Genomic DNA, 23753 nt, shown 5'->3' with positions numbered 1-23753 from the left:
CCTCTGCGGCTGCGGCCACAACATCCGCAAGATCCTCGCCCATCTGCGGAGGCTTCTTGCCGCCGTCGTCACATTCGTCCTGGCAATGATCCGGCGGGAGCGAACCGGCCACTACGGTCTGGCCCCCGCCTGACCGCGTTGTTCAGGCTGAACTCGATAAAGGGGAACTCGCCATGATCTCGCCCGAAAGCCTTCTATTCCGAGGGGTCGAAAGACGCTTAGAAGCCGAAGGCAAGCGTCCACTTTCAGTCATCCGTGACATGATTGGCAGCCAAGCGACCAAAGCAATTGTGGCGCGCTCTAGATTCTTCCCTGATCAAAAGGAAACCGGCGTTTGGACAGATGCCGGCGGAAGCGCCATCATCGAAACCTACCCGGCCTTCGTAAAGCACAGGTCACCCAGATTCGCCGAACCATTTCCGGAGCCGATAGACTCCGAACACGAGGACATTCAGGACGCCTACATCTGCGCGCTGGTGGCCTATAGTTTCGCGGTGGACCGGCAAGTCCTTGAGCAACAATTTGAAGCAGCCGACCCAGCCGAGGGGTGGATCTGGGCCCCTCGAAAAGCCTAGAAATGAAACGAAAAGGCGCCCCACGTCTAGCGGGGCGCCCTAATCCGCAGGGTGGGTGTCAACCCACCGCCTGCTCACCCGCGCTCTTCGACGATCTCGACGAGGTGCGGGATCTTGGCGACCATGCCGCGGATCGAGGGGGTGTCCTCAAGCTCGCGGGTGCGGTGCATCTTGTTCAGCCCCAGACCGATCAGGATCTGGCGCTGGACGGCGGGGCGGCGGATCGGCGAGCCGATCTGCTTGACCACGATGGTTTTCTTGGTCACGGGCTGTCCTCCTTACGCCTCGGCGGGCTCGGCGGCGGGCGCCTCGTCGCGTTTCAGGATGTCGGCCACCTTCTTGCCGCGGCGCTGCGCCACCTGGCGGGGCGAGCTTTCCTTGATCAGGCCGTCCATGGTGGCGCGGATCATGTTGTAGGGGTTCTGCGACCCGATGGATTTCGCCACCACGTCCTGGATTCCCAGCATCTCGAACACCGCGCGCATCGGACCACCGGCGATGATGCCGGTCCCCTGCGCGGCCGAGCGCATCACCACGCGGCCCGCGCCGTGGCGGCCCTCCATGTCGTGGTGCAGCGTGCGGCCCTCGCGCAGCGGAACGCGCACGAGGCTGCGTTTCGCCTGCTCGGTCGCCTTGCGAATCGCCTCGGGCACTTCCTTGGCCTTGCCCTTGCCGAAGCCGACGCGGCCCTTCTGGTCGCCCACCACCACGAGCGCGGCAAAGCCGAAGCGCTTGCCACCCTTCACGGTCTTGGACACCCGGTTGATCGCCACGAGACGATCGGCGAATTCCGGGGTTTCGTCGCGGTCGCGGCGGTCCCGGCGTTGTTCACGTTCTGCCATGTCTCGTCTCCTCAGAACTTCAGGCCGCCATCACGGGCGGCATCGGCCAGCGCCTTGACGCGCCCGTGATAGAGAAAGCCGCCGCGATCGAAGTAACATTCCTCGACACCGGCCTGCTTCGCCCGCTCGGCGATCGCCGCGCCCACCTTGGCGGCGGCCTCGACGTTGTTCTTGCCGACCACGCCCAGATCCTTCTCGAGGCTGGAGGCGGCGGCGAGCGTCACGCCGTTCACATCGTCGATCAGCTGCACGCTGATGTTCTTGTTGCTGCGGAAGACGCTGAGGCGCAGGCGCCCGGCATTCATCTTGCGCAGTTTGTTCCGAACGCGCAGGCGGCGTTTGAGGAACAGGTCTCTCTTGCTGTTTGCCATCTGTCGCGCCCTTACTTCTTCTTGCCTTCCTTGCGGAAGATGAACTCGCCCTTGTAGCGGATGCCCTTGCCCTTGTAGGGCTCGGGGCCGCGCCATTCGCGAATGTTCGCCGCCACCTGGCCGACCAGTTGCTGGTCGATGCCCTCGATGATGATCTCGGTCTGCTTGGGCGTCGTCACGGTGACACCCTGCGGGACCTCGAAGTTCACGTCGTGGCTGTAGCCCAGGTTGAGCTTGAGCGTGTTGCCCTGCGCCTGGGCGCGGTAGCCGACGCCCTGGATTTCAAGTTCGCGCTTGAAGCCGCCGGTCACGCCCTGCACGAGGTTCGCGACCATGGTGCGCGACATGCCCCATTGCTGGCGCGCCCGCTTGGAGCTGCCCCGGGGGGTGACGGTGACGGAACCTTCGCCGACGGCGATGGTCACGTCGTCGGTCGCGGTGAAGCTTCGGGTGCCCTTGGGCCCCTTCACTTCGACGGTCTGGCCGGAGACGGATGCGGTCACACCCGACGGCAGCTCGACCGGTCTTTTGCCAATACGAGACATTGCCTTCCTCCTTAGAACACGGTGCAGAGCACTTCGCCGCCGACATTCGCCGAGCGCGCGGACGCATCCGACATCACGCCCTTGGAGGTCGAGACGATGGAAACGCCCAGGCCCTGGCGCACCTGCGGCAGCTCGCCCACGCCCAGATAGACGCGGCGGCCGGGCGTCGAGACGCGCTTGAGCTCGCGGATCACGGGACGGCCTTCGTAGTATTTCAGGCTGACCTCGAGTTCGGGCAGGCCGGTCTTTCCGTCCACCTTTTCATAGCCACGGATGTAGCCTTCGTCGGTCAGCACATCCAGAACCCAGGCGCGAAGCTTGGAGGCGGGGGTGCGTACGGTCGACTTGCCACGCATCTGCGCGTTGCGGATGCGGGTCAGCATGTCGCCGAGAGGATCGTTCACGGACATCTCTTCCCCTCCTTACCAGCTCGACTTGACCATGCCGGGGATCTGGCCCATCGAGCCGAGTTCCCTGAGCATGATCCGCGAGACCTTGAGCTTGCGGTAATAGGCGTGAGGACGCCCGGTGAGCTGGCAGCGGTTGTGCAACCGCGTCGCCGACGAATTGCGGGGCAGCTTGGCCAGTTTCAGCCGCGCCTTGAACCGCTCTTCCATCGGCAGATCATCGTTCCTGGCGATCTCTTTCAGCTTGGCACGCTTGGCAGCGTATTGCTGCACCAGGCGCTGGCGCTTGAGTTCGCGTTCGACCATGGATTTCTTAGCCATATCTCTCTTCCTCCCGCGATCAGCTGTTGAACGGCATGTTGAAATGCTTCAACAGCGCCTTCGCTTCCGCGTCGGTTTTCGCGGTGGTGGCGATGACGATGTCCATCCCCCAGACCTCGTCGACCTTGTCGTATTCGATCTCGGGGAAGACGATGTGTTCCTTGATGCCCAGCGCATAGTTGCCGCGGCCGTCGAAGGACTTGCCCGGAACGCCGCGGAAGTCGCGGATGCGGGGCATGGCAATGGTGATCAGGCGGTCGAGGAATTCATACATCCGGTCGCCGCGCAGCGTCACCTTGGCGCCCAGCGGCATCTCTTCGCGGACGCGGAAGCCAGCGATCGACTTCTTGGCCTTGGTGATGACGGCCTTCTGGCCGGCGATCTTGCTCAGATCCTCCTGGGCCGACTTGGCCTTCTTGGAGTCGCGGACCGCCTCGGCGCCGCAGCCGATGTTCAGCACGATCTTGTCGAGCCGCGGGATCTGCATGTCGTTGGTATAGCCGAACTCTTCCTTGAGCGCGGCCTTGATGCTCTCGCGGAAGACCGCCTTCAGGCGCGGGGTATAGGTTGCTGCATCAAGCATCGATCACTTCCCCCGATTTCTTGGCATAACGGACCTTCTTGCCGTCCTCGACGCGGAAACCGACACGGGTCGGACCGCCCTCTTTCGGATCGACGAAGGCGAGGTTGGACAGGTCGATCGGCATCGCCTTGGCAATGCGGCCACCCTGGCTGGCCTGGCTCTGCTTCTGGTGGCGGATGGCGATGTTAAGACCATCGACCACGGCCTTGCCGGCCTTGGGATCGACCGACAGGATGGTGCCTTCGCGGCCCTTGTCCTTGCCGGTGAGCACGACGACCTTGTCGCCCTTCTTGAGCTTTGCGGCCATCACAGCACCTCCGGAGCGAGCGAGATGATCTTCATGAAGTTCTTCGCCCGCAGCTCGCGCACGACCGGCCCGAAGATCCGGGTGCCAACGGGCTCGTTGTTGTTGTTGATGATGACGGCGGCGTTGCGGTCAAAGCGGATGGCGGTGCCGTCCTCGCGGCGCACTTCCTTGGCTGTGCGCACGACGACCGCCTTGCGCACGTCGCCCTTCTTGACGCGGCCGCGCGGGATGGCTTCCTTCACCGAGACGACAATGATGTCGCCAACGGAGGCGTATTTACGCTTGGAACCACCCAGGACCTTGATGCACTGAACCCGGCGAGCGCCGGAGTTGTCAGCAACATCCAGATTGGTCTGCATCTGGATCATGTGGTTTCTCCCGACCTTTGGGGACTTATCCGATCAAGCGGGCCCCAGGGTTTCGATCAAACCGGAATGTGACGGCGTGAGGCTCAGGCCTGCGCCACCACCTCCCAGCGTTTCGTCTTGGATTTGGGCGCACATTCCTGGATGCGCACGCTGTCGCCAACCTTGAACTGGTTGCTTTCGTCGTGAGCCCGGTACTTCTTGGACTTGCGAATGGTCTTCTGCAGCACGGGGTGCTTGAAGCGACGCTCGACCAGGACGGTGACCGTCTGGTCGTTCTTGTCCGAGGTCACGGTGCCTTGCAGGATACGTTTGGGCATGGTTCCGGGCTCCCCTTACTCGGCCGCCGCACGGGCTTTTTGGTTCAGGATGGTCTTCACGCGCGCCACGTCCCGGCGGACCTGCCGGATGCGGGCGGTGTTTTCCATCGCGCCGGTGGCTTGCTGGAAGCGCAGGTTGAACGCCTCTTTCTTGAGGCTCAGGATCTGGTCGCGCAGCTGGTCGGGGGTCTTTTCCCGAAGTTCCTTGGCGTTCATCGCCTTCTTTCCTTTCAACATCACCGAAGGGCCCCGCACGGGTCACCCGGGATTCGGTGGAGTTCGTGTAGAAGTGGCGTGTATAGGGGAGATGCGACCGCGCGGCAAGTCAAAAAACCTGACTCTGCGAAACCCGCCTCGCCATGCTGACCGCGCGGCGTGGCCCTGCGGAACGGCGGCGCCGGAGGTGACACTTTCACTGCCCGGCCGGGCACGTCGAGCGCATTTCGCGCGCCCCCGTCACGGGGCGGGCAACGCCTCGGTCGTGCAGCGGACATCGCCCTGAAGGTCGACGCCGGTCTCGACCGACAGCCTTTCGCAGATGATGCTCGCCTCGATGCGCGCTGCGCCAAGCAGGGCGACATTGGTCGCGACGATCGTGCCGCGATGGGTTCCATCTATGGTCACGTTGCGCGCCCGGATTGTGCCGGTGACCCGCCCCACCCGGCTCAGGACGACGGAGTCCGCGGTCACGTCGCCGGTGATCTCTCCGGCGACATCGACGATGCCCTCGGCGGCGACGTTGCCGGTGATCCGCAGATCCTCCTGGATCAGGGCGCGCCGGCGATCCGGGCGGCCCGCCGGGGGACTGCCCGGCGCGGAACGGATTGCCCTGTCGGCAAAGCTGGAGTCCGGGTTTCCGATCATGGCCTGTCCGCGACGGTTCACCGCGGGAGCTAGCCAGCGCCCCACCGCCTCGGTCAAGCCCAAATCCCTTCAACCGACCACAATGAGGCACGAGTCAAGGGCGCGGGCGCGGACGGCGCCTGGGTTCCCGAACAGATCCGCGTGCGGCCCGGTTCTGTTCGCGGCGGGGCATGCCGGCCGTCACGGCCGAGCGGCTGCGCGTCGTCGAACCGGGGATGGTCGCGCTAGTCGGTCAGTTGCGCGGCCAGCAGGTCGGCAAAGGCCTCGGCGTCGAACGCATCGGCATCGACCAGCCGCAGCCGGTCCATCTCGGTCATGCCGTCGGGCATCCGCCATGCGGTTGCGATCCGGCGCAAGGTGACGCGGCCAGAGCCCCGGTTCTCAAGCCCGCCGGGGACGATGGCGATGTGGTAGCTGCGAAACCGCCCGCTGCGGTCGGTGTTGGCCGCCAGCACCTCGCGATCGCCCAGCATCACGGCGACCCGGCCCGCGCCCAGAACGAGGGTCATGCGGCCGTCCCAGGTTTCCTGCCAGCCGGCCGGCAGGGTCCGGGTCCAGTGGCCATAGCTGAAATGGCCTGCGTGAAGCGTCACCTGCACCCGCCCCTCATTCCGCCCCTCGGGCAACCGGCGCAAGCTGACCACGAAACCGGCCTTGTCGGCATAGGCCCCGGGGTTCGTGGTGAAGAAGACCCGCGTGCCGATGTCGGGTTCCGCCGGATCGAACTGGAACCGCACCTCCAGCGGGGTCGTCTCGATCCGCTTGTCGATGTCGATCACCGCCGCTGCGCTGGCCAGGGCGATCCGGTTGCTGTTCGGCGGCGCCTCGCGCCGTGCCAGCGTCAGGCCGTCCGCCGTTTGTGCCGCCAACTCCTCGAACACCGCGTCACCGGCGGAGACCGGCGTCCAGCCGGTGCCCGGGCTGCCGTCGAAGATCACGGTTTCCTCCAGCGGCGCGACGCCCGCCGCCGGTTCGGGCGGCTTTGCGGCCGGTCCGGGCCGGTAGTCGGCCTCGACCCGGCGAAGCGTCAGCCTCGGCGTGCCCGAGGCCGGTTTCTGGGCGACGACCCAGAACCGCAGCCCCACCCCGTCTGCAAGATCGGGCACCGGGACCGGATCGAGCGACAGGCCCTCGGCCTCGACCGCCACGCCGCGCGGGGTCACGATCAGGTCGACATGGTCGGGAACCCGGGCCAGTCCCTCGGCGCGCAGGCCCTCTTTCTCGCGCGCCTTGACCGCGGAGAGCGCGGTGTAGGTGCCGTCCTCCTGGCGCCGGAAACCCAGCGCATAGGCACCGTTGCCGGTCAGGTTGTTCGGAAGACCATAGGCCTGCTGAAAGCTGATCTCGACATCGCCCGTCGCCTCGCCGTCGAACTCGACACCGATGCGCGCGCGGGCATCGGCGCGGAAATCGTCCAGCCACAGCGCCGCCTCGGGCGTGTAAAGGCCCAGATAGCTGGTCCGGTCGATCTCGGGCCAGGCGATCCGGAGCGCCCCGTCGTCAAGCGCGCCAAGGCGGTCAAGCGCCAGGTCGTTGGGCTGGATCGCGGCCCAGACCGGCACGATCGCCGTCCCGTCGAACAGGACCAGGCTGCGCGGCCCCTCGGCCGGCGCGTCGATGTCCGGCAGGGCGGCCTCGGGCACGGGACCGACAGCGAGGCCGGTCAGCTTCAGGCTTGCGGCGCGGTGCTTGCCGGGAACCTGCAGATAGGTTTGCAGCACCCAGTCGCGCCCGGCGAAATCGCCGCCGATGTCGAACCAGGCCAGCCGGGTTCCGTCGCCGCGGCGCAGTTCGGCGACCTGGTCGGGGCGCAGCACCAGCGCAAGGTCAGTCTCGTTCCCGGGCCAGGGGAAGCGCGCTTGCAGGTCGGGCCTGAGATCGCGCCGGGTCATCGTGGCGCGGGCGATGCCGTCATCGCCGCGGACCAGGTGCAGCGCGATGTCATGGCCCTCATCGGGATCGAGCGCGGCCTTGTCGGGGGGCGTCAACGCAAAGCTCAGGCCGTTCGACACCCCGCCATCAATCGTCGCGGCGATCTCGACGGCTCGGGCAGCGCCCCGGTCGGGCATGCGGATCAGCGCATCGGGTGTGGCGAGGCCAATCCGGGCCCAGCCGCTGTCCTTGGGGATCTCGATCCGCAGCGCCTTGCCGGTCAACTGTGCCTGGGTGGCGAAATCGCCGCCGGCAAAACCGAACGGAACGAGCCGGCCAAGGCCCTTTCCGTCGAACAGGACTTGCGGGCCGGCGGCGGCCGTGGCGGTGGGCAAGGGTGGCGCCGCCGGTGTGCCGGGTGCCGCAACAGCGACTCCGTCCCCGGGCGCACCGGCCGCCGGCAGGTCTTCGAGATCCAGCCTCAGCGTGGTGGCGTCCTTCAGGCCGATCGAGGACAAAACGCGATCCTCGACCTCCAGGAAGGAACAGGCGCGGTTGCCGCCCGCCACGAAAACCCCGGCATAGAGCGGGTGAAAATAGTCTTCGGTCGGACCGCGCGGGTCGTACGGGAAATGGACGCCGTAGACCGGATAGGCGCCGCCCTGGCAAAGCGCGACAAACCGCAGATCGACCTTGGCCTTTTCCAGTTCGGGCCGCACGGGGTCGGACCAGTTGGCCAGCGGAACAAGGCGGCAGTCGCCGAACCGGCGCGTCAGCTCTGGCAGCCACTCGGACCCTGCGGCGTCATCACCCGGCGCCGAAGGGTGGGGCGTCGGCGGGATCGCCGCCGACAGGCTGTCCAAAGAGCCTTGCGTCTCGGGGTCGACCGGACTCTGCGCAACCGGAACCGGCGGTGCCGCAGGCGCGGCGCGGGTCGCCGCATCGAGGTCGAGTCCGCGCGCGATGGTGTCCAACGCGTTCGCCAGCGCGCCATCCTCGTCCGCCGGGCGCATCGTCACAACGAGGAAGGCGCGCGCGGCATCGCCCCCCTGGTAGATCCCCACCCGCCCCCGTTGGTAGGGCAGCGCAACGCCGTCGACGGGAAAGATCTTTGCCTCGACGTCCAGCGCGTGGACGGCATTGCCGGCGATCTGCGGATAGGTTTCGCCCCGGATCTCCTTGACCACGATAGTGTCGCGGTGGAGCAGTCCCAGATAGGCGTCGACCAGCGCGCGGGCGTCCTGCCCGCCCTGGCCGGTCGCAACCGCGGCCAGCACCAGCGCGTCACGCCCGGGCGCAACCGCCAGAATCCGCCGGACGCCGGTTCCGTCCAGGGGGCTGGCGGTCCAACCCGGGGGCAGCGGCAGCCCGATCCCGCCCGCAGCGGGCGGAGGCGGGGGCACGGCCTGTTCTGCGGCGGTCTGCTGGCCCGGGACGGAGGCGGGGGCCTTCCCCAGCAGCGGCACGCCATCGATCGACAGATGCGCGACGAGCGCGTTGAACATCTGTTCGTGATCCTTCAGCGCCACGCCATGGGCGATGAGCTGGAACAGGAACTGCTCGCCCTCGGCATCCTTTTTCAGGAAGGCGAGGTAGAGCATCCGGTCCTCCTCGGGGCCGGAATAGATGAAAAGCGCCTCGTTGCCCGCCAGCGTCAGGGCCTTGTGCGAGACGATGTCGGGAAATCCCAGAAGCGGTTCGTCCGGGAACCACCAGCGCGCCCACAGCTCGAACCTGCCATCGGGGCTCTGGAAGTCGACTTCCTGGTCGCGCTGTCGCAGGGTTTCCTGCCAGTCGGTCGGCACCGCGAAGGTCACGTTGCGCAGGGTATGGACCGCCCAGTCCTGCGCACGAGCTGCCCCCGGCCCGAACGCCAGCATCCCGAACGCCAGCACCAGGATCACGACCAGCCCCGAGCCCAGGGTCCGCATTGCCCGCATCATCCGTTTCTCCTGTTCCACGGCGGCTTGATCCCGCTCACTTGACACCGGCCCGCGCGCGGAGCGCCTCGACGATCCGGTCGGTCACGGGCACGCTGCCATCCTTTGCCGCCTCGAGCGCGCAGCCTTTCCAGATCTTCGAGGAATTGGGCATGTCGTGGCGGGTGCAGCCGTAGCCCGACACGATGCAGGGCGGCCCGGGATGGTTGCAGGAATACCGCCTGTCATACTCGCCGATCGTGTCCGGGTGATAGTATTGCGCCGTGCCGGGAGAGCCATAACCGGCACGGTGGCAGACGCAGCCGAGGAATTCCTCGGACACCGGGACGTTCAGCGCCTTGAGCGTGGCCAGCATCTGGTCGTGCGGCAGGTCGGCGATCTGGCAGATCACGTCGCCGGGTGCGCAGGGCCGGCCCTTGTCGAGCGGACCGGTCTTCTTGATCTTGTCACACCGGCCCAGCGCGATCGGGCGGGAATAGCGCTCGATGGAATTGATCTGGACGCGGGCCTTGGCGATGGCCAGCAGCGCGTCCGACAGCCGCCGGTCGTGCTGGCCCATGATCTCGGCGAACCGGGCGGCGCGCTGTTCGAGGATCTCCTGCTTTTCGGCGACGAAGGCGTTCCTGGCGTTGGCCAGCTTGATCTGCAGGGTGGGCCCGCTTGCGCCGCTTGTCTCGACCTGCCGGACGGCGACCTCGTAGTTGCTTTCGGCCATCGACAGCCTGACGCGATAGGCATCTTCCGAGGTCGCCAGCGCACTTTCCGCGTCGGCCTCGATGCCGGGAATCGTGTCGATGACGCGCTTCATGCGGTCCATGGTGCGGCTGCGGGCGAGATCGACGGTCGCCTCGTCCCACTTGTTGTCAATGCTCTGCTGGACGACTTCCTGGACCCAGGCCTCCTCACGCATCGCCGCGGCGCGCCGGCCCTGCTCCACGAAGGCGTCGTAGGTGCTGGCGAGGTTGGCCATGTCGCCGATCAGGCCGACCACATTCGCCGACTTGCGGAACGACAGCATGTCGAGCACGGTGCCGGACTTGGCGTATTCGTCGGGCCAGATCCAGATGTCGAACATCTGCTTGCCCAGCCCGCCGGCCCCGGGCTTGAGGAAATCGGTCACCCGTGCCTCAAGGCTGGTCTCGTTCATGTGCGCATCGAGGTAGAGCGAGGTCGAGATCGCCTTGAGGCAAGGATCGCCCTGCCCCGCCATGATCGCGTCGGCGGCCGCGATGGTCTTGGGGTCATAGGTTTCCATGTCGCCGATCTCGGGCATGACATAGCCCTGCTGGCGCAGATCGCGCAGGCCCTCGCGGACCCGGTTGCGCTGGTCCATCAGTTCGTTCGCGGGGCAGACCGCGGCGAACGAGATCGCGGCCAGGGCAAGCAGCGGAGCCAGGAACCGTCGGGTCCTGCGATGTCTGGTCATCGGCGATCCTTCTTGATTGTCGTGTCCAGGGTTGGCGGCGTCCTCCGACGGGCCGCCGGGCCGATCGGGACCGGTGCCATGGCCTGAGTCCCCCGATGAAGTCGCGGGCAGGATAGCGCCGGGCCGAGGCCTGGGGGCGGTTCATTTCGTCGCAATTCTACCTTTCCGGTCATGGGGCTGCGTTGACGTTCCCGCGCTCTTGTGCCGAAGCTTTCGCGGGCGCCGCCGGCGCCCCTGCCCCGGACGCCACCAAGGAGGCCCGCAATGGCCTTTTCCTGGAATCCCTTCGGACGCCGCGACCGTCCCGCGCGGGCTGAGGCGGCCGCGCGGCGGCTGTCCGGCCATGCGGAACGGCTGCGCAGGTCCGCGGACCGCATCGGCCCGCCCTATGCCGCGGCCTTCTGGGACATGGCGGGCACGTTGGAGCGGGTCCGGCGCGAGGTTCTGTCCGATCCCCGCGACCTGGCGCTGACGCGGCAGTTCACCTCCTACCACGCGGGGCGGATCGTCGAGATGGTCGAGGGTTTCGTGACCCTCGCCGCGAAAAGCCGGCCCGAGCAGCAGCCGCGCGTCGATGCGCTGGGCCGGGCGATGCTGGACTACCGCGCGCTTTTCGCCCGCATCGAGTGCGCCTGCATCGACAACGATTTCGACGATCTGGAGGCGGCGATCGCCGCGCTCGACGTGCAGCTGGCGCGGCTGCCCGGATGACGACCGCCCCATTCGACCGCATGGCCTTCCGCTATCCCTGGCGGGACTACCAGGCGCGCGTGCTGGCCGAACTGGACCGCCATTTCGACGACGAGCGCCTGCATGTCGTGGCCGCGCCCGGGGCCGGCAAGACGGTGCTGGGGCTCGAGGTGATCCGCCGGATCGGGCGGCCGACGCTGGTTCTGGCACCCTCGCTGGCGATCCGCACCCAGTGGGCCGACAGGCTGGTGCAGCTGTTCCTGCCCGAGGGCGCGCCCGCCGACGGGATCTCGTGCGACCTGGCCCGGCCCGCGCCCGTCACGATCGCCACCTACCAGGCGCTGCACCAGTTGCGCGACCCCGCGCCGCTCTTGGCCCACGGCTTCGGGCTGGTGGTGCTGGACGAGGCCCACCACCTGCGCAAGTCCTGGTGGGAAACGCTGACCGCCCTGCTGAAACGGCTGGAGGCCCGGACAGTCGCGTTGACCGCGACGCCGCCCTACGACGTGACCTCGGAGGAATGGCGCCGCTACGCCGCGCTGTGCGGGCCGATCGACGCCGAGATCAGCATCCCCGAACTGGTCCGCTCGGGCGATCTGGCGCCGCACCGCGATCTGGTCCACCTGTCCGAGGCACGCGACCGGCCCGACCTCGACGCGATGGCCCGGACGAACGCCCGGCTCTGGACCGAGCTGCGGTGCGACCCGGACCTTGTGGCCATGGTCGCAGCGCATCCCTGGCTGACCGCGCCCCGCGATCACCTGACGGCGCTGCTGGATGCGCCCGACCTCTTTGCGGCGATGCTGGTCTACCTGGCCGATGCCGGGGCGCCCGTGCCGCCCGATGCCCTTCACATCCTCGGCCTGCGGGCCCGCGACCTGCCCCGGCTCGATCCCGAGACGCTGCGGGTGCTCTGCCAGGGCTGCCTCGACCGGCTTCCGGCCCGCGTCACGGCGCTGCTGACCGAGACCGGCGCGCTGTACCGCGGCCGGGTCTCCCTGCCCTTGGTCGATCCCGAGAGCACCGAGCAGGTGCTGCGCAACGCGCCCGAGAAGTTCGACAGCATCCGCGCCATCGTCCGGCTGGAACGCGACGATTTGGGCGACCGGCTGCGCATGGCGATCCTGACCGAGCATATCGGCCATGGCGGCCTCGCGCTTGCGGCGCGCGATCCGGGCCTGTTCGGTCCCGACCGCTTTCTGGCGGCGCTTGCCGGAAACCCGCTGCTGGGCCGGATCGACGCCGTCACCCTGTTCGAGCGGCTGCGGCAGGAGCCGGGCACCCCCGACCGGATCGCGCTGGCCACGGGATCGGTCGTCATCGTGCCCCGGGGCCTTTTGTCGGGCGATGGTGTCGCCCCGCGTCCGCTGCCGCAGGATCCGCGCTTCGATCTGGTCGCGTTGTCCGGACGGGCATCCGAGCAAAGGGTGCATCTCGTCTCGGGCCTTCTGGCCCGAGGCGCGGTGCATCTGCTGATCGGCACCCGCGCGCTTCTGGGACAGGGCTGGGATCTTCCGGCGCTGAACACGCTGGTCCTGGCGGGCAACGTGAAATCCTTCGTCGGTGCGAACCAGGCGCGGGGGCGGGTGATCCGGCGCGATCCGGCCGATCCCGTCAAGGCCGCCCATATCTGGCACATCGCGACCCGCGCCCCCGGCCTGCCCGGCGGCGGCCCCGAAATCGCCGCGCTGGAGGATCGCTTTGGCGCGTTCCTGCGCCTCAGCCCCGACGGCAAGCAGATTCGCTCTGGCGCCCCCGCACTGGGCGATCCCGCGGCGGTGAACGCCCGGTCCGCGGCGCTGGCCCGGTGCCGGGCCGACATGGCGGGCGCCTGGCAGGATGCGCTGGAAACCGGCAGTGCGGCGCCGCGCGTCCACCACCGGCTGGCCACGCGGCGGACCCCGCGCGCCCTCGTGGTTCGGGGTGCGCTGGCGCGCGGGCTGCCGGGGGTCGGGCTGGCCGCGGGTCTGGCCGGGGGCTGGGCCGTGCTGTCCGGTCAGGCGCTGCCCGGTCTTGGCGTGGCCATCGCCTCGGGGCTGGCTCTGGCGCCGGCCTCGCGCCAGGCTTGGCGGTTGATCCGGCATGGCACACTGACGGGAAGCCTGCGCGAAACCGGTCTCGCGCTGCTACATGCGATGGCCAGCACCGGGCTGTTGAAAACGCCGCTGGACGCGGTCGGCATCGCCACGGGCCGGGACGCGGCGGGCCTTGCCTGGTGCAGCCCGACCGGCGTAACGCTGCCCGAAGAAATGCGCTTTCTCGCACTGCTGGACGAGCTGCTCTCGCCGATCGGCAACCCGCGCTACCTGCTGATCGCCGAGAGCTATCTCGGCCGTGTCCTGCGCGCGGCGCCCTATGCCGTTCCCACGCCCTTCGGGACGCACAAGGAGCGGGCGACGCAATTCCTCGACTCCTGGAACCGGCACGTGGGCCCGGCGCGGCTGGTTTTCACCCGCACCGTCGAAGGCCGGCGCGCGCTCTTGCGGGCCCGCCTGACCGCCCTGGCCGAGTACCGCCATACCCACCAAAGCTCTTTCTGGCATTGAAGAATACGGATCATGCCCATGGGCGTGCCGCCAGGGCCGCCAAGGCGCGGGATGGATAGCCGCGCGTGCCGGACATCCTGCATTGCAGACCCCGGCGCCCCGGCGACATCAGGGAAATGCCGCCCGCGCACCGCAAAAAAAACGCTCGCCCTTCGTGGACATCGCCTGAATAGTGATCATCACGCCCATTGAAAGCGCGGCGCTTTCCAAAGGGCTCCACGCGCCGGCGGTGGTGCGTGACGATGGTCCGGGCACGGGCCGGGACCGTGCCAAGGGAATTCGGACCAGCGAACAGCGACAGGAGGGCATCGCCATGGCGCCGATCGAGGATTTCTTCAACCTGATTTCCGACCTGACCTGGGGGTGGGCGCTGATCCCCTTCCTGGTCGTGCTGGGGGTCTTCTTCACGCTGGTCTCGAAATTCGTCCAGTTCCAGTATTTCACGACGATGTTCCGCGTGCTGCGCCCCGACCCCGAGGCCGGCAGGCGTGGCCATGTCAGTTCGCGCGAGGCGCTGCTGGTGTCGGTCGGCGGGCGCGTGGGCGGCGGCAATATCGCGGGTGTCGCCGTGGCGATCACGCTGGGCGGGCCGGGTGCGGTGTTCTGGATGTGGGCCATCGCCCTGGTCGGCATGGCCACCAGCCTGTTCGAATGTACCCTTGCCCAGGCCTTCAAGGAGGACCAGGGCGACGGCACCTATCGCGGCGGTCCGGCGCGCTATATCACCCACGGGCTCGGGGCGGACTACCGCTGGCTGGCGGTGATCTACGCCGTCTGCCTGATCGCGGCCTTCGCCTTCGGCTTCAACGCGTTCCAGGGCAACACCGTCGCGGGCGCGGCGCAGGAAAGCCTGGGCCTTGACCGGCTGTGGACGGGGATCGGCCTCGCCACGATCACCGGGCTGGTGGTCTATGGCGGGATCAAGCGTATCGCCAAGGTGGCTGACGTGATCATCCCGATCATGGCGATCGGCTATCTGGCCATGGCGCTTTTCGTCATCCTGATCAACCTGTTCGAGGTGCCCGGCATGATCTGGCAGATCGTGTCCAACGCTTTCGGCTGGCAGGAGGCCGTGGGCGGCGGCATGGGTGCCGCGATCTCGCAGGGGCTGCGGCGGGGGCTGTTCTCGAACGAGGCGGGGCTGGGCTCGGCGCCCAACGTGGCCGCCGTCGCCTATGTGCCGCATCCCGTGAACCAGGGCATCGTGCAGGCGTTCTCGGTGTTCATCGACACGATCATCATCTGTTCCTGCACAGCCTTCGTGATCCTTCTGGGCGATGTCTACCAGCCAGGGGCCGATATCGACGGTGTGGTGCTGACCCAGCAATCGCTGGTCTCGCATGTCGGCGAGTGGGCGAGCTATTTCCTGACCGGGGCGATCCTGCTGTTTGCGTTCAGCTCGATCATCTACAACTACTATCTGGGCGAGAACGCGCTGACCTTCCTGACCGGCAACAAGCCCGTGGCGTTGCATCTGCTGCGGATCGCCATCGTCGGCGTCGTCTTCCTTGGGGCGATCGCACCGGGGGCAACGGCGGTGTTCTTCTTCTCGGACCCGCTTATGGGAATCCTGGCACTGGTCAACCTTCTGGCGCTGGCGATGCTGTTTCCCACGGCCCTGCGGGTACTGAACGATTTCCGCGACCAGCAGGCGGCCGGCAAGGTGCCGGTGTTCAACCCGGCCGACTTCCCCGACCTCGACCTCGACCACAAGGCCTGGAGCGATGCCGCGGCGGACGCGGTGCCGAAGGAAAGGACGCGACCCGCCTGATCCGCAGCCAGCCTTTCGCATCGCGACCGGGGACAGGCAGGTGTCCCGCAGGACGACGAAGGGCGAACGGGCCGGGGCGGACCCTTGCTAAAGGTTTCGACAAGGGCGATCTGGTCCGGCCCCCGGCGCGCGGCTTTCCCGGAGAGGACGATGCCGGGGCACTCGGCACGGCGCCCGGTATTTCCTCTAGCAAGGCACCGGCGCGGACGGGGTCCGGGGTGTCATCTCCAACGGCGGTGCAAGCGGCGAAGCTGTCCCTGCCGGTCAGGCGAAGACAAGCTCCGGCAGAACCACTTCCCATTGATCACGCCTGAGGCTGGCGTGGTAGTCTTCGGCGCTGTCGGCCTTGCGCCAGCGGAAGATGGCGCCGATCTCGCCGCGCAGGAAGGTTCCCCCGACCGGCGCAACAAAGGCGCGGGCCATGCGTCCCAAGGGGATTCCGTCGGCGTTGCGGATGGTCCACCGGCCGTTGTCCTCGCCAAGCGTCACCGGATCGCCGACCATGGCCGCTTCGATGGCCTTGAGCGACGGATGGCCCGCGGGCAGACGGCCCGCATAGGACAGGTCCACCATCTTCGGATCGGCCGAAAGATAGCGCAGGCCGCAGCGCGACAGGGCACCGGGATCGAGGGCCACGCGCCGCAGCAGCAGTTCGGGGTTGTCGCCGGGCCTCAGGAACGGATGCGTATTCCGCGCAACCGCGGCAAGGCTGCGGCGGGCGCGGGTCATGGCGACATAGAACAGACGGCGGGGCGCATCCGCGTCCTCGCCGCGCGATGTCCGGTCCCAGCCGCCCTCCAGGATCACCACGTCGTCGAATTCAAGCCCCTTGGCCCGGTGCGCGGTCAGCAGCAGCAGCCCGCGCTGTTCGCCCCGCGTATCGCGCGCCCATTCCGCGAACCATTCGACAAGATCCGGCACCGGCGCGGGCCGGCCCGCAAGCTCGCGGTTGAGCGCGGCGATCCCTTCTGCGATCAGGTCGGTCCAGCGGTCCTGCCGCAGGCTGTTCAGCGTGTCGACAAGGGCGGCCACGTCCAGCATGCGGCCCGGATCGCGGCGCAGCGCGGCGACGAATTCCTGCATCTCGCGCAGCCGCCAGAGGCTGGGCAGCGCCTCGTTCGCCATCTCGACCGGCAGCCCCAGCGCCTCGGCATAGCTGCGCACGGGCTGCAGCAGCCGCCATTCCCGCGCGATGATCGCCGCCCGCGTCCAGGTCCAGTCAGGGATCAGGCGTGAGAGGCGTACCATCTCGTCGACGGCCGCGACGGCCTGCGCCGCCTCGCCCGGTCCGCAGGCCAGAAGCTGCACCCGCCCCTGCGCCACCGGGTCGAGGTCGGCCAGATCGCCGCCCGGGGGCGCCTTGTCGCGGGCGCGGTCCACGGTGATGTCGTGGCCCGCCTTCATCCGCCCGTCCGCCGGAGAGATCACCCGGTTCGCCGCCTCGACGATATGGCGGGTCGAGCGGTAGTTCTCGGTCAGGAATACCGGCCGGGCGGCGTAGTCCTCTTCGAACCGGCGGATGAACGTGACCGAGGCGCCCGCGAAGGCATAGATGTTCTGGTCGTCGTCGCCCACCGCGAACAGGCTGAGCCGCAGGTCGGGATCCTCAAGAGACCGGCCCGCGACGGCGGCGATCAGTGCGTATTCCTCGGGGCCGATGTCCTGGTATTCGTCCACCAGGATCCAGCGATAGCCCTGGATCAGCGTGTCGCGCAGCGCCTCGGCCTCGGCCTTGGCAAGACCCTCGCCGGTCAACAGCCGCACCGCTTCGAGCACGATGCCGTCGAAATCGCGCGGGGTGTCGGTTTCGGCCCGGCCTGCGAAGCTTGCCCCCACCAGCCGCATCGCCAGCGCGTGGCAGGTCGAGACCGTGACCAGCCCCGCCTCGTCGCCGATCAGGATCTTGAGCCGCTCGCGGATCTCGGCAGCGGCATGGCGGTTGTAGCTGAGCACGAGGATACCACGCGGGTCCTCGCGCCGGACGCGGATCAGCCAGGCGATCCTGTGCACCAGAACCCGCGTCTTGCCCGAGCCGGGCCCGGCCAGCACCAGCACGTTGGTCTGTTCGCGATCGTCGGCGACGATCCTTTCCTGCACCGGGTTGCCCAGGTTCTCGACAATGGCCTTCCACGAGGCGGGGGTGGTCTGGCGGCGGATTTCCGTGCCCTTGCCGGGCAGCCAGCGCCGCAGGAAAGCATCGCGGTCCAGCACGAAATAATCCTCGGCCAGCCGCTCGGCCTCGGCGATCGAGTCAAGGCCCTTCTCGGCATAGGCGGCCATCACATGGGTCTGGATCGTCTGTTCGGTGTAGTGCTGTTCGAGGGGGACGAAGTCCTTTTGCGTGAACGCCCCGCCGCCGGGGCGCAGATGCACGGTGATCGCGGGGCGAAACACCGTCAGTCCCTTGCCCAGCGTCACCACCGATTGTTCGTGCAGCCACAACAGCGCCCGGTCCATCAGCCGCGTCGCGTCCTGCACCGCCCCCCGCAGGAAGGCGTCGCCGTTGAGTTCCGCCAGCAGGTGACCAAGGGTCGTCTCGACGGCGATGTCCTTGCCCCGGACCCCTTTGGGCACCCGCCCGATCAGGTGGCCCAATAGCCGTTCGGCCCCCTGCCGGCGCAGGGCGGCAGTCTGGTCCAGCACCGACCAGGACCGTTGCAGCCGCACCATCGCGGTGTTCCGCGACGCCTTGCGCAGGTGGATGTTTCCGCGCCCGCCGTCCCGGTCGCGGCCATCCTCGGCGATGCCGCGCAGCAGGGTTTCGACGATGTCGGGGCGCACCCCGGCATGGCCCGCCTCGCGCAGGGCCTGGCAGGTTTCGGCCAGGTGCAGCGGCTGCGGCCCCGCGCCCTCGGCGTCGGGCAGGGCCTCGCGCATGAGCGCGATCAGGTCGGTTTCCATCCGCGCCGCCTGTTGGAACCGCGGCAAGGAAGCCCCCTCGCCGCCGACATGGACGAAGACGGTGATCGCGGTGTCGTCGACGGCGATACCAAGGGTTTCGAGATCCGCCAGCGCCTTGCGCAGGCCGCCGGGCGACAGGCCGCTGATGCCCGTCAACTCGTCGGTCGAGATGCCGACATCCCCGGGCGCGTTCATCAGATGGCGCGCGATGTCCAGCAACTGGCGCCGCCGCGTGCCGGTGATCCGCGCGTTCGACAGGATCTCTTCGGCCTCGGGGATCGTGCGGACCCGAAGCGACGAGGGAAAGACCTGCACCCGGTTTTCCTCGCGCGACAGCAGAGTTGCCTCTTCCAGCCAGGCGACGGCGGTCTTCACGCGGGTGTCGTCGGTGGCGCGGTCGCGTTCGAATTCCTGTTCGGTCTCTTCACGGACGATCTCGCCGGGGGTGGCGACGACCTCGCCGGTCTTCCTGGTGCGGGTGTCGATCCGGCGCAGAGCCTTGAGGATCGCGCCGATCTCGTGCCGGGCCAGCCGCGAGCGCGCGGAAAGCGAGAACTGCCGCTCCACGTCGTCCGCGCTGAACAGCAGGACGCAGGCGGCCGGGTCGCGGTCGCGGCCCGCGCGCCCCGCCTCTTGCAGGTAGTTTTCCAGCGATCCGGGAATGTCGCCATGCACGACCACGCGGATATCGGGTTTGTCGATGCCCATGCCGAAGGCGTTGGTGGCCGCGATCACCCGCAATTCGCCAATGCGGAAGCGTTCCTGGATGTCGCGCTTGTCCTCGGTCCCGAGGCCTGCGTGGAACCGCTCGGCCGCAAGTCCCTGCCCTTGCAGGAATGCCGCCACCCGCTCGGTCGCGCTGCGCGTCGCACAATAGACGATGGCGCCCGAAGCGCCCTCAGGCGGCAGGTGGGCCTCGATCGCGTCGAGGATATCGGCAAGCTTGCGGTTCTTCCGGGTGGGCAGCACCGCAAAGGACAGGTTCCGGCGCACCGCGCCGCCATCATGGACCGCAAGCGCCACCCCCAGCCGCGCTTCGAAATGCTCGCGGATGTCGCGCACCACCTCGGGCTTGGCGGTGGCGGTCAGGCACAGGATCGGCGCGGGCGGTTCGTCACCCGAGAATTCGCGGATGAAGCGGCCGACATAGCGATAATCCGGCCGGAAATCGTGGCCCCATTTCGAGACGCAATGCGCCTCGTCCAGCACCCAAAGCCCCACCTCGCGCTGTTGCAGCACCGACCGGATCGCGACGCTGCGCAATTGTTCGGGCGATATCAGCAGGATCGCCGCATCACCCATCCGCACCCGGTCGAGCGCTTGCTGGCGTTCCGGCATCGACATCTGGCCGTTGATGGTGACGGCCGCGGAAATGCCCTGCCGCGCCAGCCCCTGCACCTGGTCGGCCATCAGCGCCACCAGCGGCGAGATCACGACACTCAGCGCCCCGGTCCGGTCGAATTTCGACAACGCCGGGATCTGGTAGCAGACCGACTTGCCCGTCCCAGTGGGCAGGATCCCCAGCAGGCTATCGCCCGCCATCGCCCCGGCCACGATGCGTTCCTGAAGCGAGTTTCCCATCTCGTCCATCGGCTCGGGCCGGAAGGCGTCGAAGCCGAACCAGCGGTTCAGCGCGCGCCTCGGGTCCGCCTGCTCGCGGCACCAGGCACATCCGGGATCGTCGCAGGCTGTGTCGCGCAGGTGGCGCACGATCAGCGCGGCCTCGCGGAACTGCGCGCGGACCCAGGGGGGCATCACCGAATCCCCGCCCGCGACCGAAATCCAGGCCAGCGCATAGGCCATCGGCCAGCCGAGTTGCGGGCTGGACAGCCGCCCGAGCGTCTGCCCGGTCCGCCGCTCGCAGGCCCGCCCCGACAGCATTCGCCGGATCGCCGCCTCTGCCTCGGGCGCAGCGGGGGCGGGGCGACCCCGGACAAGGCGGAACACCGCGTCGAACCCGGCGCTGCCCTCGGCCCGCGTGGTCAGGAAGTGATAGGCGGCCAGGGCGTCGGGCGCTTCGGCCGCCAGTCTGCCCAGCGCCTCGATCTGGTTGGCCAGAACCTCGAACACCAGCCGGGCGTCAAGTTCGGGGTCGTTGACATGGCCAGCCTGAAGCCGGCCGTCGTGGTAATGCTTGACAAGGTGATGGTAGGGGTTGCGCGGAAAGGCCAGCGGGTTCAGCCACAGCGTGTCGATCGCCGCCGGGCCCAGCGCAGCCAGCCGGGGCCGCGCCGCAGCCAGGTGCGGCAGGTCGAACCGCAGGATGTTGTGGCCCAGAAGGTGATCGTGGCCCGCGGCCATCTCTTCCAGCCGGTCCAGCACCTCGGCGGAAACGCCCTTTCGGGCCACCAGGGCGCCGGGCGCATCATGGCAAACCGCCGCAAGGGCAAAGATGCGGGCGGCGGCCGGATCGACCTCGAGATCAATGGACAGGCAGCGCGCCAGAAAGGCAGAGGGGTCTTCGATCACTCTGGCGGGTCCAGTACAGGCTGCGCGGCGTAAAATGAACGTGCAAACCCTTGTTACATCACGATTGCACGCGATGTGAAGCGTCCCCGCCGCGCCCTTTCATCGCTGGGGATCGGGCCGGACTTCCGGTCGATCCCTTCTGAACCCAGTGCGACTTCTCAAGGCCGCCCCGCGACGAAAGGTCGCCCGGGGGTGTCCAGCCAAGGCTCCGGAGATATCGGCATCTTGACAAATAGTAAATAGGTACTCTAATGCCACATTAATACCGCCACTGACTGTTCGACACGGGTCCGGCTTGGGCTTCGGGGATCAGGCGCCGCGGGTGTCCGAATCTGCGGGCACAGGACGCGCGGCGAACGGACCGATGCCCTGCCCCCGAAACATCGCGAGAGAGACAGACCTTCGGACGGCGCCTTCCCTGACGGTCCGGTGCGGAAACCCGGGGCAGAAGGAAGACGTCACCCCAGAAAACGACCCAGGGAGGAACAACAATGAAAGACAAGCTGATCGGGGTCCTCGCCGGACTCTGCGCAGGCGGCCTGGCGGTGCAGGCCGCAGCCGAAGAGATAAAGGTGGGACTTCTGCTGCCCTATTCCGGTGTCTACGCCGCGCTCGGCAATGACATCGAGGCGGGGTTCCGGCTTGGGTTGCAGACCTTCGCGCCCGAAACGCAGGCCAGTTTCGCCATCGTCACCGAAGATACCGAGGTCAAGCCGCCCGTGGGCCTGGCCAAGGCGCGCAAGCTGGTTCTGGACGACCAGGTGGACGTGATCGCCGGGGTGGTCAGTTCCGGCGTTCTGGGGGCGATCCGTGACTTCGTGCATGGCAGCGGCGTGCCGCTGATCGTGGCCAATGCCGGCAACGACGAGGCCACCGGCGAGCAGTGCAGCCCCTACATCACCCGGATGTCGTTCTCGAACCGGCAGGTGAACCGGCCGATGGGAGACTGGCTGCATGCGCAAGGGGTGCAGAAGGTCTTTACCATCGCGCCCGATTATGCCGCGGGCCGGCAGATGATCGGCGGCTTCGTCGAAGGCTTTGCCGCGGCCGGTGGCGACGTGGTCGGGCAGGAGTACACGCCGTTCCAGAAGACCCAGGATTTCGGCCCCTACCTGGCCAAGGCAAAGGCCAGCGGCGCGGACGCCGTCTATGCCTTTTATGCCGGGGGCGAGGCGATCTCGTTCGTCAAGCAATACGACAGCTTCGGGCTGAAGGCGGCGATGCCGCTGTACGGCGCGGGCTTCCTGACCTCGCCACTCTATGTCGAGGCCGAGGGGCCGGCCGCCGAGGGCGTGATCGCGGCGCTGCATTACGTGCCGACCATCGACAACCCGGCCAACGCCGCCTTCGTCGCGGCGTACAAGGCCGAAACCGGGCGGATGCCGTCGGAATATGCGGTACAGGGCTATGACGCGGCCCGCGCCCTGGTGGTGGCCAGCGCCACAGGCGCGGCCGACCGCGAAGGCCTTGCAAGGGCGCTTGCCCAGGTCTCGTTCGACGGGCCGCGCGGAACGACGGCCATCGACCCCGCGACCAACAACATCGTCCAGCCGATCTATGTCTACGAGACCGTGGCGGGCGACGGCGGACTGACCCAGAAGGTTGTTGCGGAACTGCCCGCCGAGGCCGATCCGGCCAACGGCTGCACCCTGTCGACGACCAACTGAACCGACCCGGCCGGCCCCGCGGCGCACATGCCGGGGCCGGCCCCTTCGCCTGCGCATCCGTCCCCCGATCGGGGGGCGGCCCCCGCCCGCCCGCGACGGAGGACCGGATGGATTTCGGATTCTGGCTGTTCCAGACGCTGAACGCGTTGCAACTGTCGATGCTCTTGTTCCTGCTCTCGGTCGGGCTGACGGTGATCTTCGGCCTGATGCATTTCGTCAACCTGGCCCATGGCGCGCTTTACGCCGTGGGCGCCTATGTGGCGGCGACGGTCGCGGGAACGGTGGGGTACTGGGCAGGGCTGATCACGGCGCCGCTGGTCGTGGCGGAACTGGGGCTGCTGCTCTACTGGCTGCTGATCCGCCGGATGCGCCAGAGCGGGCCGATGGCGCAGGTTCTCGTCACCTTCGGGCTGATCTTCGTACTGCTCGACCTGACGCGGATCGTCTGGGGCGACATCGCCCTGGGTATCGAGGTGCCGCAAGCCCTGGCGGGCCGGATCGAGATCGGCGGCGTGACCTATCCGGTCTACCGATTGTTCATCATTGCGCTGGGGGCGGCGATCTTCGCCGCGCTGGCGCTGGTGCTGGCACGCACCCAGATCGGTGCGATGATCCGGGCGGGCGTCGACAACGACAAGATGGCCGCCTGCCTGGGCATCAATGTCGAGCGGCTGTTCCTTGCGGTGTTCTGCGTCGGATGCGGGCTGGCCGGGCTGGCCGGAGCGGTCGCGGCACCGATCCTGTCGGTGACGCCCGACATGGGGCTGCAAATCCTGATCCCCACGCTGATCGTGGTGGTGATCGGTGGCCTCGGCAGCCTGTGGGGCGCGATGGCGGGCTCGCTGATCTTCGGGTTCGTGCAGACCTTTGGCGCGGTCCTGCTGCCGGGGCTGGCCTCGGTGCTGATCTATGCGCTTCTGGCCGCTGTGCTGATCCTCAGGCCCGCGGGCATGTTTCCGGCGCGGGGATAG

At 67.9% G+C, this 23753-nt stretch carries 21 protein-coding genes; 6 read left to right on the top strand and 15 right to left on the bottom strand.

Translation table 11 applies throughout. The features are described 5' to 3' along the window. Positions 1 to 173 precede the first annotated feature (173 nt). Positions 174 to 575, top strand: a complete 402-nt coding sequence (locus tag EV655_RS13905) for a hypothetical protein (protein ID WP_132545873.1) — start codon at positions 174 to 176, stop codon at positions 573 to 575. Positions 576 to 649: 74 nt separating this feature from the next. Here the strand turns inward: EV655_RS13905 and rpmD are convergent, their stop codons facing one another. The 14 genes from rpmD to EV655_RS13835 all read right to left on the bottom strand — a co-directional run bounded on the left by rpmD (position 650) and on the right by EV655_RS13835 (position 10738). Then, positions 650 to 841: a 50S ribosomal protein L30 gene (rpmD, locus tag EV655_RS13900; protein ID WP_132545871.1), complete on the bottom strand. Its 192-nt coding sequence runs from the start codon at positions 839 to 841 to the stop codon at positions 650 to 652. A gap of 12 nt (positions 842 to 853) precedes the next feature. Then, positions 854 to 1417, bottom strand: coding sequence for a 30S ribosomal protein S5 (gene rpsE, locus EV655_RS13895; protein ID WP_132545869.1), 564 nt, complete (start codon positions 1415 to 1417; stop codon positions 854 to 856). A gap of 11 nt (positions 1418 to 1428) precedes the next feature. Next, the gene (gene rplR / locus EV655_RS13890; RefSeq protein WP_132545867.1) at positions 1429 to 1788 is read right to left on the bottom strand and encodes a 50S ribosomal protein L18; all 360 of its coding nucleotides are present in this window, start codon (positions 1786 to 1788) and stop codon (positions 1429 to 1431) included. An 11-nt stretch (positions 1789 to 1799) separates the two neighbouring features. Then, complete coding sequence (gene rplF, locus EV655_RS13885; protein WP_132545865.1) at positions 1800 to 2333, bottom strand: 50S ribosomal protein L6; 534 nt, start codon at positions 2331 to 2333, stop codon at positions 1800 to 1802. Positions 2334 to 2344: 11 nt separating this feature from the next. Next, positions 2345 to 2743: a 30S ribosomal protein S8 gene (gene rpsH / locus EV655_RS13880; RefSeq protein WP_207901977.1), complete on the bottom strand. Its 399-nt coding sequence runs from the start codon at positions 2741 to 2743 to the stop codon at positions 2345 to 2347. A gap of 12 nt (positions 2744 to 2755) precedes the next feature. Then, a complete protein-coding gene (rpsN, locus tag EV655_RS13875; protein WP_132545863.1) occupies positions 2756 to 3061 on the bottom strand; it encodes a 30S ribosomal protein S14 in 306 nt (101 codons plus the stop codon). A 19-nt stretch (positions 3062 to 3080) separates the two neighbouring features. Further along, entirely contained in the window at positions 3081 to 3644 is a 564-nt protein-coding gene (gene rplE, locus EV655_RS13870) for a 50S ribosomal protein L5 (protein WP_132545861.1), read from the bottom strand. Beyond that, positions 3637 to 3951: a 50S ribosomal protein L24 gene (gene rplX, locus EV655_RS13865; RefSeq protein WP_132545859.1), complete on the bottom strand. Its 315-nt coding sequence runs from the start codon at positions 3949 to 3951 to the stop codon at positions 3637 to 3639. The genes rplE and rplX overlap by 8 nt, the downstream gene beginning before the upstream one ends. Continuing rightward, positions 3951 to 4319 (bottom strand): 50S ribosomal protein L14, encoded by a 369-nt coding sequence (gene rplN / locus EV655_RS13860; protein ID WP_132545857.1) that lies wholly within the window; start codon positions 4317 to 4319, stop codon positions 3951 to 3953. Before rplN ends, rplX begins: the two co-directional genes overlap by 1 nt. 83 nt (positions 4320 to 4402) lie before the next feature. Next, positions 4403 to 4636 carry a 30S ribosomal protein S17 gene (gene rpsQ, locus EV655_RS13855; RefSeq protein WP_132545855.1) on the bottom strand — a complete coding sequence of 78 codons (234 nt, stop codon included), beginning with the start codon at positions 4634 to 4636 and terminating at the stop codon, positions 4403 to 4405. A gap of 15 nt (positions 4637 to 4651) precedes the next feature. Continuing rightward, positions 4652 to 4852, bottom strand: a complete 201-nt coding sequence (rpmC, locus tag EV655_RS13850) for a 50S ribosomal protein L29 (RefSeq protein ID WP_132545853.1) — start codon at positions 4850 to 4852, stop codon at positions 4652 to 4654. 240 nt (positions 4853 to 5092) lie between these two features. Next, positions 5093 to 5500, bottom strand: a complete 408-nt coding sequence (locus EV655_RS13845) for a bactofilin family protein (RefSeq protein WP_132545851.1) — start codon at positions 5498 to 5500, stop codon at positions 5093 to 5095. Between the two features lie 224 nt (positions 5501 to 5724). After that, positions 5725 to 9312: a hypothetical protein gene (locus EV655_RS13840; RefSeq protein WP_165905359.1), complete on the bottom strand. Its 3588-nt coding sequence runs from the start codon at positions 9310 to 9312 to the stop codon at positions 5725 to 5727. A 37-nt stretch (positions 9313 to 9349) separates the two neighbouring features. Further along, positions 9350 to 10738, bottom strand: a complete 1389-nt coding sequence (locus EV655_RS13835) for a hypothetical protein (RefSeq protein ID WP_132545847.1) — start codon at positions 10736 to 10738, stop codon at positions 9350 to 9352. 264 nt (positions 10739 to 11002) lie between these two features. Between EV655_RS13835 and EV655_RS13830 the strand changes: the two genes are divergently transcribed. From EV655_RS13830 to EV655_RS13820, 3 genes are all read left to right on the top strand, one after another. Further along, entirely contained in the window at positions 11003 to 11449 is a 447-nt protein-coding gene (locus EV655_RS13830) for a hypothetical protein (protein ID WP_132545845.1), read from the top strand. Further along, entirely contained in the window at positions 11446 to 13974 is a 2529-nt protein-coding gene (locus EV655_RS13825; RefSeq protein ID WP_132545843.1) for a DEAD/DEAH box helicase family protein, read from the top strand. Before EV655_RS13830 ends, EV655_RS13825 begins: the two co-directional genes overlap by 4 nt. A 313-nt stretch (positions 13975 to 14287) precedes the next feature. After that, on the top strand, positions 14288 to 15745 hold the full coding sequence (locus tag EV655_RS13820; protein WP_132545841.1) for an alanine/glycine:cation symporter family protein: 1458 nt from the start codon (positions 14288 to 14290) through the stop codon (positions 15743 to 15745). Between the two features lie 264 nt (positions 15746 to 16009). Here EV655_RS13820 and EV655_RS13815 read toward each other — a convergent pair whose 3' ends face one another. Beyond that, entirely contained in the window at positions 16010 to 21115 is a 5106-nt protein-coding gene (locus EV655_RS13815) for a RecQ family ATP-dependent DNA helicase (RefSeq protein ID WP_424511316.1), read from the bottom strand. 491 nt (positions 21116 to 21606) lie between these two features. On the opposite strand from EV655_RS13815, the gene EV655_RS13810 reads away from it, so the two are divergent. Together EV655_RS13810 and EV655_RS13805 are read left to right on the top strand one after the other, a co-directional pair. After that, the gene (locus EV655_RS13810; protein ID WP_132545839.1) at positions 21607 to 22782 is read left to right on the top strand and encodes an ABC transporter substrate-binding protein; all 1176 of its coding nucleotides are present in this window, start codon (positions 21607 to 21609) and stop codon (positions 22780 to 22782) included. Positions 22783 to 22889: 107 nt separating this feature from the next. Beyond that, positions 22890 to 23753, top strand: coding sequence for a branched-chain amino acid ABC transporter permease (locus EV655_RS13805; protein ID WP_132545838.1), 864 nt, complete (start codon positions 22890 to 22892; stop codon positions 23751 to 23753).

The sequence above is a fragment of the Rhodovulum euryhalinum genome (genome assembly GCF_004342445.1).
Classification (GTDB): Bacteria; Pseudomonadota; Alphaproteobacteria; order Rhodobacterales; family Rhodobacteraceae; genus Rhodovulum; species Rhodovulum euryhalinum.
Note: the sequence above shows the minus strand (reverse complement) of the source record. Positions and strands in the feature narration are given on the sequence as shown.